The sequence below is a fragment of the Bacillus sp. SCT118 genome (assembly GCF_058566435.1).
The window spans coordinates 1,565,470-1,583,301 of sequence record NZ_CP191225.1; the positions used below are offsets into that span (position 1 = coordinate 1,565,470).

General features: G+C 43.4%; 22 protein-coding genes. 18 read left to right on the top strand and 4 right to left on the bottom strand.

Going from position 1 to position 17,832, the window contains the following annotated elements; translation table 11 throughout:
* Positions 1-64: 64 nt before the first annotated feature.
* Positions 65-796, top strand: a complete 732-nt coding sequence (locus ACQVGT_RS08010; protein ID WP_003229964.1) for an SGNH/GDSL hydrolase family protein — start codon at positions 65-67, stop codon at positions 794-796.
* A gap of 305 nt (positions 797-1,101) precedes the next feature.
* Here the strand turns inward: ACQVGT_RS08010 and ACQVGT_RS08015 are convergent, their stop codons facing one another.
* Complete coding sequence (locus tag ACQVGT_RS08015; protein WP_003226124.1) at positions 1,102-1,242, bottom strand: sporulation histidine kinase inhibitor Sda; 141 nt, start codon at positions 1,240-1,242, stop codon at positions 1,102-1,104.
* A 361-nt stretch (positions 1,243-1,603) separates the two neighbouring features.
* Here ACQVGT_RS08015 and ACQVGT_RS08020 point away from each other — a divergent pair, with 361 nt between their 5' ends.
* Genes ACQVGT_RS08020 through ACQVGT_RS08055 form a run of 8 tightly spaced genes read left to right on the top strand, consistent with a single transcriptional unit; the run spans position 1,604 to position 6,615 of the window.
* Positions 1,604-2,122: a YqeG family HAD IIIA-type phosphatase gene (locus ACQVGT_RS08020; protein WP_003226126.1), complete on the top strand. Its 519-nt coding sequence runs from the start codon at positions 1,604-1,606 to the stop codon at positions 2,120-2,122.
* A gap of 3 nt (positions 2,123-2,125) precedes the next feature.
* Positions 2,126-3,226 carry a ribosome biogenesis GTPase YqeH gene (gene yqeH / locus ACQVGT_RS08025; RefSeq protein WP_003229966.1) on the top strand — a complete coding sequence of 367 codons (1,101 nt, stop codon included), beginning with the start codon at positions 2,126-2,128 and terminating at the stop codon, positions 3,224-3,226.
* A gap of 17 nt (positions 3,227-3,243) precedes the next feature.
* A complete protein-coding gene (gene aroE / locus ACQVGT_RS08030; RefSeq protein ID WP_015384136.1) occupies positions 3,244-4,086 on the top strand; it encodes a shikimate dehydrogenase in 843 nt (280 codons plus the stop codon).
* Positions 4,080-4,370 carry a ribosome assembly RNA-binding protein YhbY gene (yhbY, locus tag ACQVGT_RS08035; protein WP_003226133.1) on the top strand — a complete coding sequence of 97 codons (291 nt, stop codon included), beginning with the start codon at positions 4,080-4,082 and terminating at the stop codon, positions 4,368-4,370. Before aroE ends, yhbY begins: the two co-directional genes overlap by 7 nt.
* An 11-nt stretch (positions 4,371-4,381) precedes the next feature.
* The gene (locus ACQVGT_RS08040; RefSeq protein ID WP_004398676.1) at positions 4,382-4,951 is read left to right on the top strand and encodes a nicotinate-nucleotide adenylyltransferase; all 570 of its coding nucleotides are present in this window, start codon (positions 4,382-4,384) and stop codon (positions 4,949-4,951) included.
* Positions 4,941-5,501, top strand: coding sequence for a bis(5'-nucleosyl)-tetraphosphatase (symmetrical) YqeK (gene yqeK, locus ACQVGT_RS08045; RefSeq protein ID WP_015483448.1), 561 nt, complete (start codon positions 4,941-4,943; stop codon positions 5,499-5,501). Before ACQVGT_RS08040 ends, yqeK begins: the two co-directional genes overlap by 11 nt.
* 17 nt (positions 5,502-5,518) lie before the next feature.
* Positions 5,519-5,875 carry a ribosome silencing factor gene (gene rsfS, locus ACQVGT_RS08050; RefSeq protein ID WP_014480315.1) on the top strand — a complete coding sequence of 119 codons (357 nt, stop codon included), beginning with the start codon at positions 5,519-5,521 and terminating at the stop codon, positions 5,873-5,875.
* On the top strand, positions 5,872-6,615 hold the full coding sequence (locus tag ACQVGT_RS08055) for a class I SAM-dependent DNA methyltransferase (protein ID WP_015384134.1): 744 nt from the start codon (positions 5,872-5,874) through the stop codon (positions 6,613-6,615). The genes rsfS and ACQVGT_RS08055 overlap by 4 nt, the downstream gene beginning before the upstream one ends.
* Positions 6,616-6,680: 65 nt before the next feature.
* Here ACQVGT_RS08055 and comER read toward each other — a convergent pair whose 3' ends face one another.
* On the bottom strand, positions 6,681-7,502 hold the full coding sequence (gene comER, locus ACQVGT_RS08060; RefSeq protein WP_004398597.1) for a late competence protein ComER: 822 nt from the start codon (positions 7,500-7,502) through the stop codon (positions 6,681-6,683).
* A gap of 83 nt (positions 7,503-7,585) precedes the next feature.
* Here comER and comEA point away from each other — a divergent pair, with 83 nt between their 5' ends.
* The 3 genes from comEA to ACQVGT_RS08075 all read left to right on the top strand — a co-directional run bounded on the left by comEA (position 7,586) and on the right by ACQVGT_RS08075 (position 11,173).
* Positions 7,586-8,203: a competence protein ComEA gene (comEA, locus tag ACQVGT_RS08065; RefSeq protein WP_015384132.1), complete on the top strand. Its 618-nt coding sequence runs from the start codon at positions 7,586-7,588 to the stop codon at positions 8,201-8,203.
* Positions 8,204-8,269: 66 nt separating this feature from the next.
* Positions 8,270-8,839 carry a ComE operon protein 2 gene (locus ACQVGT_RS08070; RefSeq protein ID WP_003229978.1) on the top strand — a complete coding sequence of 190 codons (570 nt, stop codon included), beginning with the start codon at positions 8,270-8,272 and terminating at the stop codon, positions 8,837-8,839.
* A 3-nt stretch (positions 8,840-8,842) separates the two neighbouring features.
* A complete protein-coding gene (locus tag ACQVGT_RS08075; RefSeq protein ID WP_041517945.1) occupies positions 8,843-11,173 on the top strand; it encodes a DNA internalization-related competence protein ComEC/Rec2 in 2,331 nt (776 codons plus the stop codon).
* Between the two features lie 39 nt (positions 11,174-11,212).
* On the opposite strand, the gene ACQVGT_RS08080 is transcribed toward ACQVGT_RS08075, so the two are convergent.
* Complete coding sequence (locus tag ACQVGT_RS08080; RefSeq protein WP_003229983.1) at positions 11,213-11,347, bottom strand: YqzM family protein; 135 nt, start codon at positions 11,345-11,347, stop codon at positions 11,213-11,215.
* A 40-nt stretch (positions 11,348-11,387) separates the two neighbouring features.
* On the opposite strand from ACQVGT_RS08080, the gene ACQVGT_RS08085 reads away from it, so the two are divergent.
* Both ACQVGT_RS08085 and holA read left to right on the top strand, forming a co-directional pair.
* Positions 11,388-11,537: a hypothetical protein gene (locus ACQVGT_RS08085; RefSeq protein WP_003229985.1), complete on the top strand. Its 150-nt coding sequence runs from the start codon at positions 11,388-11,390 to the stop codon at positions 11,535-11,537.
* A 39-nt stretch (positions 11,538-11,576) separates the two neighbouring features.
* The gene (gene holA, locus ACQVGT_RS08090; RefSeq protein ID WP_015384130.1) at positions 11,577-12,620 is read left to right on the top strand and encodes a DNA polymerase III subunit delta; all 1,044 of its coding nucleotides are present in this window, start codon (positions 11,577-11,579) and stop codon (positions 12,618-12,620) included.
* A gap of 14 nt (positions 12,621-12,634) precedes the next feature.
* Here the strand turns inward: holA and rpsT are convergent, their stop codons facing one another.
* On the bottom strand, positions 12,635-12,901 hold the full coding sequence (gene rpsT, locus ACQVGT_RS08095; RefSeq protein ID WP_003229989.1) for a 30S ribosomal protein S20: 267 nt from the start codon (positions 12,899-12,901) through the stop codon (positions 12,635-12,637).
* A 203-nt stretch (positions 12,902-13,104) separates the two neighbouring features.
* Here rpsT and gpr point away from each other — a divergent pair, with 203 nt between their 5' ends.
* From gpr to lepA, 4 genes are all read left to right on the top strand, one after another.
* Positions 13,105-14,211 carry a GPR endopeptidase gene (gpr, locus tag ACQVGT_RS08100; protein WP_014480309.1) on the top strand — a complete coding sequence of 369 codons (1,107 nt, stop codon included), beginning with the start codon at positions 13,105-13,107 and terminating at the stop codon, positions 14,209-14,211.
* A 62-nt stretch (positions 14,212-14,273) separates the two neighbouring features.
* Positions 14,274-15,479 carry a spore autolysin SpoIIP gene (spoIIP, locus tag ACQVGT_RS08105; protein ID WP_015384129.1) on the top strand — a complete coding sequence of 402 codons (1,206 nt, stop codon included), beginning with the start codon at positions 14,274-14,276 and terminating at the stop codon, positions 15,477-15,479.
* A gap of 16 nt (positions 15,480-15,495) precedes the next feature.
* The gene (locus tag ACQVGT_RS08110; RefSeq protein ID WP_014477382.1) at positions 15,496-15,834 is read left to right on the top strand and encodes a YqxA family protein; all 339 of its coding nucleotides are present in this window, start codon (positions 15,496-15,498) and stop codon (positions 15,832-15,834) included.
* A gap of 133 nt (positions 15,835-15,967) precedes the next feature.
* Positions 15,968-17,806, top strand: coding sequence for a translation elongation factor 4 (gene lepA / locus ACQVGT_RS08115; RefSeq protein ID WP_003229999.1), 1,839 nt, complete (start codon positions 15,968-15,970; stop codon positions 17,804-17,806).
* Positions 17,807-17,832 lie beyond the last annotated feature (26 nt).

Genomic DNA, 17,832 nt, shown 5'->3' on the forward strand with positions numbered 1-17,832 from the left:
ACTCTTCATTGAACGAAGAGAAACAGAGGTATAACATTAAGGTGAGGCTTTTGGGGGTGTAAAAATGAAACATTTTATCATCCTTTTCCTTCTGCTGTTCGTTACAGCAGGATGCGAGGGAAGGGGATACGAAGACGTTGTAGCATTTGGTGACAGCAATACGCGTGGTTCTAACTGGGATTATCGCGATTATCCAAAAGCACAGCAGTGGGTCAATATATTAAAAACAGCTGAGCGCGGTAACCTTGATATACTCAATGCGGGAATCGGCGGACAGACGACAGAGGATGCCCGTCTCCGATTTCAGACAGATGTGCTGGATCAAAAACCGAAGTATTTGTTTATTATGTTCGGCACCAATGACGCTGCCATACTGACTGAGGGGAAACCGAGAGTGTCGAAGCAGCGTTTTAGAGAAAATCTGGTTTATTTTATTGAAGAAAGCAGAAAACACGGGATCAAGCCTATCTTAATGACGTGTATCCCAATTATAGAAGGTAATGGGAAGCATCATCTGTTTTACTATTCCAGATACCAAGCAGCTGCTTTTGAACCAAAAGGCGGAGCAAGGAAATGGCACAACTCATATAACGATATTACAAGAGATGTGTCGAAGCGCCTGGATGTCCCTCTTGTAGATAACTGGAAGCATTTTATAGAAGCAGACGGCGGAAAAGCAACTGATGAAGCGCTTATCCAATCTGGTTTAATAGATCCTTCTGGAAATCATATGACACCTAAAGGGGCAAGGATCGTATATGAAGGAATACAAGATGGGCAGATCCTGCAGCGTTGAGCCGGACAACCGCCTAGTCCGATTTATTTCTCCTACATAGGCTGTTATAAAACCTTATTAAGGAGGCGCTTCACATGTATGGCGCAGGCAGAGCATATGGATACGCTTTTATTGTTGTTTTAGTTGTTGTTCTCCTGGTTGTGGGCGGGATATACTGGTTAGCATAATAACCGGCCCTTTAAAACACCTCTTTTTAGGGGTGTTTTTTGCTGAAAATAGTAGTAAAGCGCGCAGCCAAAGTGATATAATATCAGTCATCTGAGTAAAAAAAGGAAATACGCCCGGAAAAAATAGACAAATTCCTATTAAGAAGATACGGAAATAATATGTCCGAGCGATCTTCTTTTTATTTCGTTTTCAATTAACTCGATAAAGTCACGGTTTAAATTCATTTCGGTGGCTTTGAAATAAGATTCTATTAGTAATTCATCAGACAGTTTTCTCATGCTAGGAACCCAATTAATGGGAGAGGCACCTCCTTAAAAGTTGGAATCATTCATGATTTTAACGCATACAATGATAAGTTGCGTTCATCTGAGGTTGAAGTTATCTTTAATCTACCATGAAATGCATATAAGAACAATCGTTCTGTTATCCACACCAAAAAGTGGATAACTTGTGAGTATCGTGTTTATAATTTGTCTAAAGAGTGATGTAATAAGAGTGGATAGTGTGTGTAAATTTATCCACACCTGGTGAAGAAACCCAATTTTTGTCGAAATTTTTTTGCTCAGTTTTTCTTTAGGCGCAAGTTCGATTTTTTTCGACAATCATTTTGAGAGAAAGAAAAAGGGAAGGGTGCGGGTTTTGTTAAAAAAGTTTTTTTTACCTGACGAGTTTGTAAAAAATATTTTTCATATTACACCTGAGAAATTAAAGGAACGAAATGTAAAAGGAATTATTACTGACCTGGATAATACGCTTGTTGAATGGGACAGACCGAACGCGACACCGCGATTGATCGAGTGGTTTGAAGAAATGAAGGAACACGGCATTAAAGTGACAATTGTCTCTAATAATAATGAAAGAAGAGTGAAACTTTTCTCAGAACCGCTTGGAATCCCATTCATCTATAAAGCAAGAAAACCGATGGGTAAAGCCTTTAATAGAGCGGTGCGCAATATGGAGCTAAAAAAAGAGGACTGCGTTGTCATCGGAGACCAGCTGCTGACCGATGTACTCGGGGGAAACCGAAACGGCTACCATACGATTTTGGTCGTGCCAGTCGCTTCCTCTGACGGATTCATTACGCGCTTTAACCGCCAGGTCGAACGCAGAATACTGAGTGCTCTCAAACGAAAAGGGCACATTCAGTGGGAGGAGTAAGAAATGGAAAAGGTTGTTTGTATCGGGTGCGGAGTTACGATCCAAACCGAGGACAAAACAGGTTTGGGGTACGCGCCGCCTGCATCACTTACGAAAGAAAATGTGATTTGCCAGCGTTGCTTCAGACTGAAAAACTATAATGAAATACAAGATGTCTCCTTAACTGATGATGATTTTTTAAACATTCTTCACGGTATTGGAGAAACGGACTCTCTTGTCGTAAAAATTGTTGATATTTTTGATTTTAACGGCAGCTGGATTAATGGGCTGCAGCGCTTGGTGGGGGGAAACCCTATCTTATTAGTTGGCAATAAAGCGGATATTTTGCCTAAGTCACTGAAAAGAGAGCGTCTGATCCAATGGATGAAGCGTGAAGCGAAAGAGCTTGGCTTAAAACCGGTTGACGTATTTTTGGTCAGTGCGGGACGCGGCCAGGGAATCAGAGAAGTAATTGACGCGATTGAGCATTACCGCAACGGAAAAGACGTCTATGTTGTCGGATGTACAAATGTAGGAAAGTCAACCTTTATTAACCGGATTATTAAAGAAGTGTCAGGTGAAGAAGATATTATTACAACATCCCAATTTCCTGGCACAACCCTTGATGCGATTGAAATCCCGCTGGATGACGGTTCATCGCTTTATGATACACCGGGAATTATCAACAACCATCAAATGGCGCATTATGTCAATAAAAAGGATCTGAAAATATTATCTCCTAAAAAGGAGCTGAAGCCTCGCACATTCCAGCTTAATGATCAGCAAACACTGTATTTTGGCGGACTTGCAAGGTTTGATTATGTGTCTGGGGAAAGATCTCCTTTTATTTGCTATATGCCGAATGAGCTGATGATTCATAGAACAAAACTTGAAAATGCAGACGCGCTTTATGAAAAGCATGCAGGGGAATTGCTCACACCTCCGGGTAAAGATGAAATGGATGAGTTTCCGGAATTGGTCGCCCATACGTTTACGATAAAAGACAAAAAGACAGATATCGTTTTCTCTGGGTTAGGCTGGGTTACTGTCCATGACGCCGATAAAAAGGTAACTGCATACGCTCCAAAAGGCGTTCATGTATTTGTTCGGCGTTCATTAATTTAAGAAAAGGGGAGAGGAGTATGAAAAAGCTGTACGGGGTTATCGGAAATCCGATTGGCCATTCTATGTCACCTGATATTCATAACGCATCATTGAAAGACCTCGGGCTTGACGGACATTATCATGCCTTCAAGGTAGAAGAGAATGATCTGGAGAATGCGGTAAAAGGAATAAGAGCTCTAGGCGTACAAGGAATCAATGTGACTGTTCCGCACAAGGTTTCCATTATGGATTATCTGGATCATATTGATGAGAGTGCAAAAGTGCTCGGTGCCGTAAACACGGTCAGAAGAGAGGGAGATAAGCTTGTCGGATACAATACCGATGGGGAAGGCTTCGTGAAGTCATTAATGAAGGTATTAGACAAGCCCATCTCTGAACTGTCATTCTTAATGATCGGCGCTGGCGGAGCGGCGAGAGCCATTTTTACAACAATTGTCCGAAATACCCCGAAAAAATTTGATATTTGCAACCGGACGTTAGAAAAAGCAAAGCGGCTTACAGAAGCTACTCCCTCGTTTCACAATAAAGAAGTATTAAGCATAAAAGAAGCAGAAGAACGTCTTGAGCAGTATGATGTTATCATCCATACAACGTCTGTGGGCATGTATCCGAACGTGGACGATGTGCCGCTTTCATTACAGCGTGCCGCGAGCAGTGCCGTCGTATGTGATATCGTGTATAATCCAATACAGACGGCCCTTTTAAAAGAAGCAAGCCAAAAAGGCTTGAAAACACTTGACGGTGTGGGCATGTTTGTTGAACAGGCAGCATTGTCTTTCCAATTGTGGACTGGACAAGAGCCTGATATTGAAAAAATGAGATCCATTGTAATAGGAAAATTAGGAGGAACAGAATGTTAACAGGTAAACAAAAACGTTTTTTGCGTTCAAAAGCGCATCATTTAACGCCGATTTTTCAAGTAGGTAAAGGCGGAGTAAACGACAACATGATTAAACAAATTGCTGAGGCGCTTGAAGCGAGAGAGCTGATTAAAGTCAGCGTGCTTCAGAATTGCGAAGAGGATAAAAACGATGTAGCGGAAGCTCTTGTAAAAGGAAGCCGCTCTCAATTGGTGCAGACAATCGGCAATACGATTGTGTTATATAAGGAATCAAAGGAAAATAAACAAATCGAGCTTCCTTAAAGGTGGTTGAAATGAAGAAAATCGGAATTTTCGGAGGCACGTTTGACCCTCCGCATAATGGTCACCTTTTAATGGCGAATGAGGTGCTGTACCAAGCGGGGCTTGATGAAATTTGGTTTATGCCTAATCAAATTCCGCCGCATAAACAGAACGAAGACTATACCGACAGCTTTCATCGCGTGGAAATGCTAAAGCTTGCAATTCAATCTAATCCGTCCTTTAAGCTGGAGCTTGTTGAAATGGAAAGAGAAGGACCGTCATATACCTTTGATACCGTTTCTTTACTGAAGCAGCGTTATCCAAATGATCAGCTGTTCTTTATTATCGGTGCTGATATGATTGAATATTTGCCGAAATGGTATAAGCTGGACGAGCTGCTGAACCTCATTCAATTTATTGGCGTAAAGCGCCCCGGTTTTCATGTTGAAACCCCTTATCCGCTTCTCTTTGCAGACGTTCCGGAATTTGAGGTATCATCAACTATGATAAGGGAACGGTTTAAAAGCAAGAAGCCCACTGACTACTTAATCCCTGATAAAGTGAAGAAGTATGTAGAGGAGAATGGTTTATATGAATCGTGAGGAGGCACTTGCATGCGTGAAGCAGCAATTGACCGAACACCGATATATCCATACGGTTGGCGTGATGAACACGGCGATCGAACTTGCGGAGCGTTTTGGAGCCGATTCTAAAAAAGCGGAAACAGCGGCAATCTTTCATGATTACGCCAAATTCCGCCCTAAAGAAGAAATGAAACAAATTATTGCGCGCGAAAAAATGCCTGCGCATTTATTGGATCATAATCCGGAGCTCTGGCACGCTCCGGTCGGCGCTTATTTGGTCCAAAGAGAGGCAGGGGTTCAAGATGAAGACATTCTTGACGCCATTAGGTATCATACCTCAGGGCGCCCCGGCATGTCACTTTTAGAAAAAGTCATTTACGTTGCCGATTACATTGAGCCAAACCGGGCATTTCCCGGTGTCGATGAGGTGCGTAAGCTTGCTGAGACAGATTTGAATCAAGCGCTGATTCAGTCCATTAAAAATACAATGGTTTTTCTTATGAAAAAAAATCAACCGGTTTTTCCAGACACATTTTTAACGTATAACTGGCTTGTGTCTGGCAGCTGAACAGGAGGAATTTGTGAATGAACCAAAAGTCCATTTTAAAGATCGCAGCTGCGGCTTGCGACGATAAACGGGCAGAGGATATTTTAGCACTGGATATGGAAGGTATTTCTCTGGTTGCTGATTATTTTCTGATCTGCCACGGAAATTCAGATAAACAGGTACAGGCGATTGCCCGTGAAATCAAGGATCAGGCTGATGAAAACGGCATTCAAGTCAAAAAGATGGAAGGCTTTGATGAAGCAAGATGGGTTCTCGTTGATCTAGGCGATGTGATTGTCCATGTCTTCCATAAGGACGAAAGAAGCTACTACAACCTTGAAAAGCTGTGGGGAGACGCTCCGCTCGCAGATCTTGATCTTGGAATGAATCAATGATTTATCAAGGCTTTGCAAGCGTGTATGACGAGTTAATGTCACACGCGCCTTACGATCAATGGACAAAATGGATTGAAGCATCTCTCCCGGAAAAAGGCCGTATTCTCGATCTGGCATGCGGCACGGGGGAAATCTCCATCCGGCTTGCCGAAAAAGGCTTCGAGGTTACAGGCATCGATCTCAGCGAAGAGATGCTTTCTTTCGCCCAGCAAAAGGTATCGAGTAGCCAGCCTATTTTATTTCTTCAGCAGGATATGAGAGAGATTACCGGCTTTGACGGTCAGTTTGACGCTGTTGTGATATGCTGTGACTCATTAAATTATTTAAAAACAAAAAATGATGTGATCGAAACCTTTAAAAGTGTATTTCGGGTATTAAAGCCTGAAGGCATTTTGCTGTTTGATGTTCATTCATCTTATAAAATTGCGGAAGTCTTTCCGGATAGCACATTTGCTGACCAGGACGAAGATATCAGCTATATTTGGCAGAGCTTTGCCGGAAGTGACGAGCTTTCTGTCATTCATGATATGTCGTTTTTTGTGTGGAACGGAGAAGCGTATGATCGTTTTGATGAGACACACGAGCAAAGAACGTTCCCGGTGGAAGAGTACGAAGAAATGCTTAAGAACTGCGGCTTTCAGCTCCATCGCGTGACAGCTGATTTTACGGATACCGAGCCATCAGCACAATCAGAACGACTATTTTTCAAGGCACAGAAATCAAAAACCATCGTTTCCTAAAACGATGGTTTTTTAAAATGCTTTTTTATGCTTTTGCAGTACAGACGAAAGTATGACATACTCGTCTACACATGAAACTGCTTTTTCACTGCGGAAATATCCTCCTCGTACTTCATATGAGTATTTTGAAATACCCGGTGAAACATATCCTGCACACCGCTTTCCAGCGCTTTAATGCCTTCTCCTGTTACACCGCCTTTAACGCAAACCTTTTCCTGTAATGCAGGCAGGGTATACAATTCGGTTTCTAACAGTTTTCCCATTCCGACAAGCATTTCCTTACACATCAAAATCGCGTCCTGTTTAGACACTGATGTTTCCGAAACAGCTGCATCTATAAACCGCTGAATCAGATAGCTCATAAAAGCGGGGCCGCAGCTTACGATGTCTGATGCAACCCTCGTGATGTCACTTTCAATTTGCAGCGGATGAGAGATATGCTGCATCAGCTCATTGATTTTCGCTTTTGCAGATTCGCCGCAGCTTGTGCCGAAAGTGACGAGAGAAACACCTGCCAGCGCTCTGTTCGTAATACTTGGGATCACTCGTGCCACTTGACACGGCACATATTGTTCGAGCTGTTCGGTTTGAACGGGGCTTGTAATTGAAATGAGAATATGATCTTTTCTTAAATAAGGTAGCGCTCTTGCCAGTAAAGGATATATATCAAGCGGCTTAACACAAATAAAAATCATCTCATTTTCAGAAACGAGCTTTTCGAGACTTTCGGTAACGTTGATGCTGTTGTAGCGGTTTTTTATGTGCAACGCTTTTTCAATTGTGCGGTTTGTGATTGTCATGTTTGAGGGATCGGCCGCTTTTGATTCAATAAATGATTCGATAAGGATCGTACCCATATTTCCTGTGCCGATAAAGCCTATCTTCAATGGTTTCCCCTCCTTTGAGCTTTTATCCTCTAAACCATATGTGTTATGAAAATAAAATATGACGAAAGTGGGGAACATGCACGATGAATTGGTTGAATCAGCATAAGAAAGCAATTGTTTTAGCGGCTTCTGCGGCTGTTTTCACAGCGATTATGATCTTTCTGGCCACAGGGAAAAATAAAGACCTGGTGAAGCAAGCTATACCAACAGAGACAGAAAATACAGTGGTAAAGCAGGAAGCAAACAACGACGAGTCAAGCGAAACAATTGTGATAGACATCAAAGGTGCTGTTCAGCATCCTGGCGTTTATGAAATGCGAACAGGGGACAGAGTATCTCAGGCAATTGAGAAAGCGGGCGGGACCAGTGAACAAGCAGACGAAGCGCAAGTAAATTTGGCGGAGATTTTGCAGGACGGGACAGTGGTGTACATCCCGAAAAAGGGAGAGGAAACAGCAGTGCAGCAAGGTGGCGGAGGGTCTGTCCAAAGCGATGGAGGGAAGGGAGCGCTGGTGAATATCAATACAGCAACCTTAGAGGAGTTACAAGGCATCTCAGGGGTGGGGCCATCCAAAGCTGAAGCTATTATTGCATACCGGGAAGAAAACGGGCGTTTCCAAACAATTGAAGATATCACTAAGGTTTCAGGAATAGGTGAAAAGTCATTTGAGAAAATAAAGTCCTCCATTACAGTAAAGTGATTTGACGGTCATGCATTATGATAGGTAAACTAAAGGTCAGGCAACACAACATTTGGAGGGAACAACGTGGAACGAATTTCATGGAATCAATACTTTATGGCTCAAAGCCATTTATTGGCGCTGCGCAGCACATGTCCGAGATTATCTGTCGGCGCTACTATAGTCAGAGACAAACGCATGATAGCAGGAGGCTACAACGGGTCAATCGCGGGCGGCGTACATTGTGCAGATGAAGGATGCTTAATGATAGATGATCATTGCGCAAGAACCATTCACGCTGAAATGAATGCGATTCTTCAATGCTCTAAGTTTGGGGTGCCGACTGATGGAGCGGAGATTTATGTGACGCATTATCCGTGCATTCAATGCTGCAAATCTATTATTCAAGCTGGTATCAAAACGGTTTATTATGCTGAGGATTACAAAACACATCCGTATGCGCAGGAATTATTTGAACAGGCGGGTGTAACTGTTGAACAGGTTGAACTCGATGAAATGATCGTTGATCTGAAAAACAGAGAAAAGCTTTCATTTGTAGCGGGTCTTATAGGGAAATTGGCCGATGCCGGTTTAGCGGAGGAAGAATTGAAAAAGATACATGAACAGGCGAATACACTTTTCACGAGCTACGTGTGATGAATGCGTAATTCGCGATTGTTATTGCCTATGGCGGCAGCTTCGGCAACGGCTGGAATTACTGCCGCCGCTTATTTCCCCGCTATTTTTCTTTTCATCCTCTTTCTCCTCATCATTTTAATCAAAACGAGGCACGCTTTTCTTATTATTGTTTGTTTCTTCTCTTTTATATTGTTTTTTGTACTGTATGCAGTCACAGATTCTCAGAATGTCTCTTCCTATCGGCAGGGAACTTATCAATTCAAGGCAGTGATTGACAATATTCCTAAAATTGACGGCGACCGTATGTCTATGATGGTTGAGACACCTGATAAGGAAAAATGGGCTGCTGCGTATCGCATTCAGTCTGCTGGTGAAAAAGAACAGCTGTTATACATAGAACCAGGAATGTCATGTGAGTTGACTGGTACATTGGAAGAACCGAATCACGCAACTGTGCCGGGTGCATTTGATTATAACGAGTATCTTTATCGGCAGCATATTCATTGGAACTACTCTGTCACGTCTATCCAAAACTGCAGCGAACCTGAAAATTTCAAGTACAAGGTGCTCAGCTTGAGAAAACATATCATATCATTCACAAACAGCCTTCTGCCTCCTGATTCGGCAGGGATTGTACAGGCACTTACAGTTGGTGACAGATTTTATGTGGAAGATGAAGTGCTTACTGCGTATCAAAAGCTTGGTGTTGTCCATCTCTTGGCAATATCAGGGCTCCACGTGGGGATTTTGACAGCAGGTTTGTTTTATATCATGATACGCCTTGGTATAACAAGAGAAAAGGCGTCAATTCTGTTGCTGTTATTTCTGCCGCTCTATGTGATGTTGACCGGCGCTGCTTCTTCAGTGCTACGCGCCGCTCTCATGTCGGGTGTTTACTTAGCTGGAAGCCTTGTCAAATGGCGTGTCCACTCTGCAACTGCAATTTGCCTTTCATACATCGTCCTTCTGCTCTTCAATCCTTATCATCTCTTTGAAGCCGGTTTTCAGCTATCGTTCGCCGTCAGTTTTTCTTTAATTCTATCCTCTTCTATTTTTCAGCAGGTTAAAACCTCCTTGGGGCAGCTGACAATTGTATCACTCATCGCTCAGCTGGGCTCGCTTCCGATTCTCCTATATCATTTTCATAAGTTTTCTATCATCAGCGTACCGATGAATATGTTGATGGTACCATTTTATACCTTCTGTATTTTGCCGGGAGCTGTAGCAGGTGTTCTTCTATTAAGTCTTTCCGCTTCGTTTGGGAGATTGTTTTTCAGCTGGTTTGATTTATTGATAAGCTGGACCAATAGGCTAATCACAAACATTGCTGATGTTGATGTATTCACGATTATGATCGCACATCCTGCACCTGTTTTGCTTTTTTTATTCACGGTCACGATCCTCCTATTGCTTATGGCGATTGAAAAACGCTCCTTGTCGCAGTTGATGGTAACTGGAGGCATTTGCTGCACGGTGCTGTTTCTGCTCTTTATATATCCGTGTCTTAGTTCCGAAGGAGAAGTGGATATGATAGATATTGGACAGGGTGACAGCATGTTTGTAGGTGCTCCGCATCAGCGGGGTCGTGTCTTAATTGATACCGGCGGCACTTTGTCTTACTCGTCAGAGCCTTGGCGCGAAAAACAGCATCCGTTTTCACTGGGGGAAAAGGTGCTGATTCCGTTTTTAACTGCTAAGGGAATCAAACAGCTTGACGCTTTAATTCTGACGCACGCTGACCAAGATCATATCGGAGAGGCGGAGACTCTGCTGAAGTATCATAAAGTAAAGCGCCTCGTGATTCCGAAAGGGTTCGTTTCTGAACCTAAAGATGAGAAAGTGCTGCAGACAGCCAGAGAAGAGGGAGTGACAATTGAAGAGGTGAAGCGAGGCGATGTATTGCAAATAAAGGATTTGCAGTTCCATGTACTGTCACCTGAAGCACCTGATCCGGCAAGCAAAAATAATTCCTCTCTCGTTCTGTGGATGGAGACGGGCGGTATGAGCTGGATCTTGACGGGTGATCTGGAGAAAGAAGGGGAACAGGAGGTGATGGACGTGTTTCCAAATATTAAAGCAGATGTCTTAAAGGTGGGGCACCATGGGAGCAAAGGCTCTACCGGTGAAGAATTCACCCAACAGCTTCAGCCGGAAACGGCCATTATCTCAGCTGGGAAAAACAATCGGTACCATCATCCTCATCAAGAAGTTCTGCAACTATTACAGAGACATTCTATCCGCGTGCTGCGAACAGATCAAAACGGAACGATCCAATATAGATACAAAAACAGAGGTGGAACCTTTTCTGTCTATCCTCCATATGATACATCAGATATAACAGAGACGAACTAAAAAAGACTGCCGAGAAATCAGCAGCCCGGGCAGTCGCTGTTATGAACCAACTAGGTGAATAACCGTTGCCATGACAAACAAGAAGGCGAAAAATCCGAAGGACACAACAAAACCAACAGCTGAATCTACAGCATCATTTCGTTTGCTTTGAACGTTTTTTTCAAAATCATTCAACTTTATCCCTCCTGACTGATTTAAGTATAATGGAATTGTTTTGAAAAATCTAGAAGCTAAGGTAACGTTTTCTGTTCTGGTGATTATCGCCTTTTTACAAGCTGTCCCGGGGGCTTGCGAACAGGCGTTTAATATAAATGGGGAAGCAGCAGTCAGGCTTCCTCTTTACTATTTTGCAAACTCAATTTAGGATAGAAGGGGATGATGAAAGAGAGGAAGTCGTACAACAATGGTATTTGATGTGTGGAAAAGCCTGAAAAAAGGAGATGTCCATCCGGTTTATTGTTTATACGGAAAAGAGACATATCTGCTGCAAGAAACCGTCAGCAGGATCAGACAGACGGTCGTTGATCAGGAGACAAAGGATTTCAATCTGTCCGTTTTTGATCTGGAAGAGGACCCGCTGGATCAAGCAATTGCAGATGCTGAAACGTTTCCGTTTATGGGGGAGCGGCGTCTTGTCATCTTGAAAAATCCATATTTTTTAACAGGTGAAAAGAAAAAAGAAAAAATTGAGCACAACGTCAGTGCGCTTGAATCATATATACAATCACCTGCGCCTTACACAGTCTTTGTCCTGCTTGCTCCGTATGAAAAGCTTGATGAGCGGAAAAAGCTGACGAAAGCGTTAAAGAAGCACGCGTTTATGATGGAGGCGAAGGAATTAAACGCAAAGGAAACGACGGACTTTACTGTCAACCTTGCAAAAACAGAGCAGAAAACAATCGGCACGGAAGCGGCGGAGCATTTGGTTCTGCTTGTGAACGGGCATCTGTCATCGATTTTTCAGGAGATTCAAAAGCTCTGCACGTTTATTGGAGATCGTGAAGAAATTACGCTGGATGATGTGAAAATGCTTGTTGCTAGAAGCCTTGAACAAAATATTTTTGAGCTGATCAATAAAATCGTCAACAGAAAACGAACAGAGAGTCTGCAAATTTTTTATGATTTGCTTAAACAAAATGAAGAACCGATCAAAATTATGGCGCTGATTTCGAACCAGTTCCGGCTGATTCTGCAGACAAAGTACTTCGCGGAACAGGGATACGGACAAAAACAAATCGCTTCTAATCTAAAAGTTCACCCATTTCGGGTAAAGCTGGCGATGGATCAAGCAAGGCTTTTTTCAGAGGAGGAGCTCCGTTCAATTATTGAACAGCTTGCCGTCATGGACTATGAGATGAAAACCGGGAAAAAGGACAAGCAGCTCCTGCTCGAACTGTTCCTTTTACAGCTGTTAAAAAGAAATGAAAAAAACGATCCCCATTATTGAGGATCGTTTTTATATTATGCAGAAAGTCCGTTCACTTTTTTCGCTAGTCTTGATTTGTATCGAGCTGCGGTATTTTTGTGTACAAGACCTGTTTTCACTGCTTTATCAATACGTTTAGCTGCTTCAGTAAGAGCAGTTTTCGCTTTGTCAGCTTCGTTGTTGGCAACAGAAGCTTCAACTTGTTTGATTGCAGTACGCATAGCAGATTTGATTGTCGCGTTATGAACGCGGCGTTCGTTGTTTGTTTTTGTACGTTTAATCGCTGATTTAATGTTTGGCATGTGTTTCACCTCCTAAGATACAACCTGTAGCACAGTGTCTTAAGGTTAAATCTTCTTCACAATAGAACAAATTGTATTCTATCAAACACACCTTTAGATTGCAATATAAATGTAAAGTATTTTTCATTGAAGGTTCTCTTTTTAGCATGATTCATTCAGCAAATGGCAACAATATAGGTACTTAATGTGAAGGAGGCCCCTGTATGAAAAAGAGTGAGCTGGATGTGAATCAGTATTTGATACGGACCGATTTGGCAGTAGAAACGAAGGAAGCAATGGCCAATCAGCAGGCTGTGCCGACAAAAGAAATTAAAGGCTTTATTGAAAAAGAGCGTGATCACGGCGGCATTAAAATCCGCACAGTTGATGTTACAAAGGAAGGCGCAGAGCTTTCGGGAAAAAAAGAAGGGCGCTATTTAACGCTTGAAGCACAGGGAATCAGGGAGAATGATTCGGAAATGCAGGAGAAGGTCTCTGCTGTCTTTGCGGAGGAATTCTCAGCTTTTCTTGAAAACCTTAATATCTCAAAAGATGCGAGCTGTTTGATCGTTGGGCTCGGCAACTGGAACGTGACACCTGACGCGCTTGGACCGATGGCAGTAGAAAATCTGTTGGTAACAAGGCACTTGTTTAAGCTTCAGCCGGAAAACGTACAGGAGGGGTACAGGCCTGTCAGTGCATTTGCACCGGGTGTAATGGGGATAACAGGAATCGAAACAAGTGACATTATTAAAGGTGTGATTGAGCAATCGAAGCCTGATTTTGTCATCGCCATTGATGCGTTGGCGGCGCGGGCGGTGGAAAGGGTCAACACAACCATTCAAATATCGGATACAGGCATTCACCCGGGATCTGGAGTGGGGAATAAACGAAAAGATTTAAGCAAAGACACGCTTGGTGTTCCGGTGATTGCTATCGGTGTTCCGACAGTAGTTGATGCCGTGACAATTGCCAGTGACACGGTGGACTACATATTAAAACATTTTGGCAGAGAAATGAAGGATAACAGGCCATCAAGATCGCTTGTTCCGGCAGGCATGACGTTTGGGAAAAAGAAAGTGCTCACTGAAGAAGATCTTCCCGATCAAAAGCAGCGCCAATCGTTCCTAGGGATTGTCGGAACCCTTCAAGAAGATGAAAAACGGCAGCTCATTCACGAGGTGCTTTCGCCTTTAGGGCACAACTTAATGGTTACGCCGAAGGAAGTCGATTCATTTATCGACGATATGGCAAATGTTTTAGCGAACGGATTAAACACAGCGCTTCATGAAAAAGTGTCACAAGAAAACAAAGGCTCCTACAATCACTAAACAGTTCTACTTCCTCTAGCTTGTTCATAGAGTAATTACTAGACAAGCGCTGGAGGGATTCAATGAGAAATAAACGCAGAAACAGACAAATTGTTGTTGCGGTAAATGGAGGGAAAGCGGTAAAAGCCATCTTTCTATTTATCGTAAGCCTTATCGTGATTTTTGTTCTATCCGGTGTGCTGACGTCTCTCCGGCCGGAACTTAGGCCGTCGTATGACTCTTTTTATGGGATTGCTGAAGAATTGCCGGGTGACGTGTTTGCACACTTGCTGCGGATGGAAAACCATTATTTCGCTTCTGACCTCTCTCAAACAGACAGCTCATTTCATCTTTCTCGTCTTTCTTTAAAGCTGGCGACGAGCATTAACCTCGAAGATCCGCGGAGCTTTCTCGGTCGGGAGCTGCCGGGGTTTGCACAATTTGATACCGAGATTTTGTTAGCTGGACAAGGGACGGATTATACGAATATGCCTGCGGAATCGCCGCCGCCGTCTAAGGTGATGGAGGAAGAAAGAGAAGCGAATTTGGCAGAGATTGAAAAACAGCAAACGCAATCAGATAATGCGCAAAAAGATCCGCCCAAACAAACAACAGGTGATAAAAAGGTCGTGTTTATCTATCACACGCACAATACGGAATCATATCTCCCTCTATTAAAAGGCGAGACCGATCCTGACATGGCGCGCCATTCTAAAGCCAACGTCACGCTTGTAGGAGATATGTTCGGACAAGCGCTTGAATCCCAGGGAATCGGAGCCACAGTGAATAAAACCGATATACAGTCAAAATTGAATAAAAAAGGCTTAAACTATGCCAGGTCCTACGATGAATCAAGGCCGGTCGTGAAAGACGCCCTCGCTTCAAACAAAAATCTGCAATATATCATTGACATCCACAGAGACTCACGGCGCAAAAAAGACACAACCGCAACGATTAAAGGAAAAAGCTATGCCAGGGTAGCCTTTGTCGTCGGGAAAAAAAGCAAAAACTTCGAAGAAAACTATAAAATTGCGAGTGAGCTTCATAAACTGATGGAGAAAAAATACCCCGGACTTAGCACAGGTGTCTTTTCCAAAGGCTCGCCAGGCGATAATGGTGTTTACAATCAGGATTTAACCGATAGAGCGCTTTTGCTCGAGTTTGGCGGGGTAGATAATAATCTCGAAGAGCTGCAGCGTGCGGCTAACGCGGCCGCGGACGTATTCAGCGAAATGTACTGGGATGCTGAAAAGGTCAACGCAGCGAGCGGGGAGACGAAAAAACAATAAGAAATAGGTGGTTGATTTGATTGCATATTTTGGAAAATGCTTACTGCTTGTCACGATCATGTTTTTAGGCGTGCTGTTCGGCATGCAGCAGGCAAACAACGGGATGCTGAGTATGAAAGGCTATCATGATCCTTCACTGAAGGGGGCGTTTACGCTCACCGACGGAAAAGATAATGAAAAAGAAGCCTCAATCCTAGGAGAAACAGTCACGGCAAAAGATTTAGAAGAAAAACAAAAAGAGCTGGAAAAGGTGGAGACCTTCAATATGTTTTCGAAAGCCGGAAAAGCGCTTTCAGACACCGTAACCAATACTGCCCAGTCAATGTATGAATGGATACGGGATATGAATCAATAAGTACGTGAAAGAGAAAAGCAGCCCAGATATGACAGGGAACTTTTCTCTTTCTTGTTTTACATTGAATCTTTACAATCCTATTGATATAATCTAAGCTAGTGTATTTTGCGTTTAATAGTAGGAGTGATAGATTGTGACAGATAAAGAAAAGCGTTTAGAGAGGCAATCGAGAATACGGAATTTCTCTATCATTGCCCATATTGACCACGGAAAATCGACCTTAGCGGATCGTATTTTAGAAAAAACGTCGGCAATCACTCAACGAGAAATGAAAGAACAATTGCTCGATTCTATGGATCTTGAACGTGAGCGGGGCATAACCATTAAATTAAACTCTGTTCAGCTTAAATATAAAGCAAAAGACGGAGAAGAATATATCTTTCATCTAATCGATACGCCGGGACACGTCGACTTCACGTATGAAGTATCCCGAAGCCTTGCTGCCTGCGAGGGAGCGATTCTTGTCGTGGATGCAGCCCAGGGGATTGAAGCGCAGACGCTCGCCAATGTCTACTTAGCGCTTGACAACGATCTTGAAATCCTTCCGGTCATCAATAAAATCGACCTTCCGAGCGCCGAGCCTGAACGTGTGCGCCAAGAGGTAGAAGACGTTATCGGCCTTGACGCATCAGAAGCCGTGCTTGCTTCGGCAAAAGCCGGTATCGGGATTGAGGAGATTTTAGAACAAATCGTAGAAAAGGTGCCAGCTCCGACCGGAGATCCGGAGGCACCGCTCAAAGCGCTGATTTTCGACTCGCTTTATGACGCCTACCGCGGTGTCGTGGCTTATATCAGAGTCGTTGAAGGAACGGTAAAGCCGGGACAAAAAATCAAAATGATGGCAACCGGCAAAGAATTCGAAGTAACAGAGGTGGGCGTGTTCACGCCGAAAGCAACTCCGACAAATGAACTGACGGTCGGTGATGTAGGCTTCCTGACTGCCTCAATCAAAAATGTCGGTGACACACGTGTCGGTGATACAATAACGAGCGCTGCCAATCCTGCAGAAGAAGCGCTGCCGGGATACCGCAAGCTAAACCCGATGGTGTACTGTGGTTTGTATCCAATTGATACAGCGAAGTATAATGATTTAAGGGAAGCTCTTGAAAAGCTTGAGCTGAATGATTCCTCCCTTCAATATGAAGCGGAAACTTCGCAAGCGCTTGGATTCGGGTTCCGCTGCGGATTTTTAGGCATGCTTCACATGGAGATCATTCAGGAGCGAATTGAGCGTGAGTTCAACATCGACCTGATTACGACAGCGCCAAGCGTTATCTATGACGTGTATATGACAGACGGCGAAAAGGTCGTTGTCGACAACCCGTCCAACATGCCGGATCCTCAAAAGATCGAACGGGTTGAGGAGCCATACGTAAAAGCGACGATGATGGTGCCGAATGACTATGTCGGCGCTGTAATGGAGCTTTGCCAAGGAAAACGCGGCAATTTTATTGATATGCAGTATTTAGACGCAAACCGTGTCAGCATCATTTATGATATGCCATTAGCGGAAATCGTATATGAGTTTTTTGATCAGCTGAAATCAAGCACTAAAGGCTATGCGTCCTTTGATTATGAACTGATCGGCTACAAACCGTCCAAGCTTGTGAAAATGGACATTATGCTGAATGGTGAAAAAATCGATGCCCTTTCCTTTATCGTGCATCGTGATTACGCATATGAACGCGGAAAAGTGATCGTTGAAAAACTGAAAGAACTCATTCCGCGCCAGCAGTTTGAAGTTCCGGTACAAGCCGCAATCGGCCAGAAAATCGTTGCCCGCTCCACCATAAAAGCAATGCGTAAAAACGTATTGGCTAAATGTTACGGAGGGGACATCTCACGTAAACGGAAACTTCTTGAAAAACAAAAAGAAGGAAAACGCCGGATGAAGCAGGTCGGCTCAGTTGAAGTGCCGCAAGAAGCATTTATGGCAGTTCTGAAAATGGACGACAGTCCGAAAAAACAATAGAAGCCGCCGCAGTCTTGTACTGCGGC

Bases quoted from the DNA above. Each gene is read 5' to 3' on its own strand.
- rpsT (WP_003229989.1), bottom strand. From the start codon at position 12,901: ATGCCAAACATTAAATCAGCGATTAAACGTACAAAAACAAACAACGAA.
- spoIIP (WP_015384129.1), top strand. From the start codon at position 14,274: ATGAGAAATAAACGCAGAAACAGACAAATTGTTGTTGCGGTAAATGGA.
- rsfS (WP_014480315.1), top strand. From the start codon at position 5,519: ATGAACCAAAAGTCCATTTTAAAGATCGCAGCTGCGGCTTGCGACGAT.
- comEA (WP_015384132.1), top strand. From the start codon at position 7,586: ATGAATTGGTTGAATCAGCATAAGAAAGCAATTGTTTTAGCGGCTTCT.
- ACQVGT_RS08015 (WP_003226124.1), bottom strand. From the start codon at position 1,242: ATGAGAAAACTGTCTGATGAATTACTAATAGAATCTTATTTCAAAGCC.
- ACQVGT_RS08010 (WP_003229964.1), top strand. From the start codon at position 65: ATGAAACATTTTATCATCCTTTTCCTTCTGCTGTTCGTTACAGCAGGA.
- gpr (WP_014480309.1), top strand. From the start codon at position 13,105: ATGAAAAAGAGTGAGCTGGATGTGAATCAGTATTTGATACGGACCGAT.
- ACQVGT_RS08075 (WP_041517945.1), top strand. From the start codon at position 8,843: ATGCGTAATTCGCGATTGTTATTGCCTATGGCGGCAGCTTCGGCAACG.
- ACQVGT_RS08055 (WP_015384134.1), top strand. From the start codon at position 5,872: ATGATTTATCAAGGCTTTGCAAGCGTGTATGACGAGTTAATGTCACAC.
- aroE (WP_015384136.1), top strand. From the start codon at position 3,244: ATGAAAAAGCTGTACGGGGTTATCGGAAATCCGATTGGCCATTCTATG.
- yhbY (WP_003226133.1), top strand. From the start codon at position 4,080: ATGTTAACAGGTAAACAAAAACGTTTTTTGCGTTCAAAAGCGCATCAT.
- holA (WP_015384130.1), top strand. From the start codon at position 11,577: ATGGTATTTGATGTGTGGAAAAGCCTGAAAAAAGGAGATGTCCATCCG.
- yqeK (WP_015483448.1), top strand. From the start codon at position 4,941: ATGAATCGTGAGGAGGCACTTGCATGCGTGAAGCAGCAATTGACCGAA.
- ACQVGT_RS08040 (WP_004398676.1), top strand. From the start codon at position 4,382: ATGAAGAAAATCGGAATTTTCGGAGGCACGTTTGACCCTCCGCATAAT.
- yqeH (WP_003229966.1), top strand. From the start codon at position 2,126: ATGGAAAAGGTTGTTTGTATCGGGTGCGGAGTTACGATCCAAACCGAG.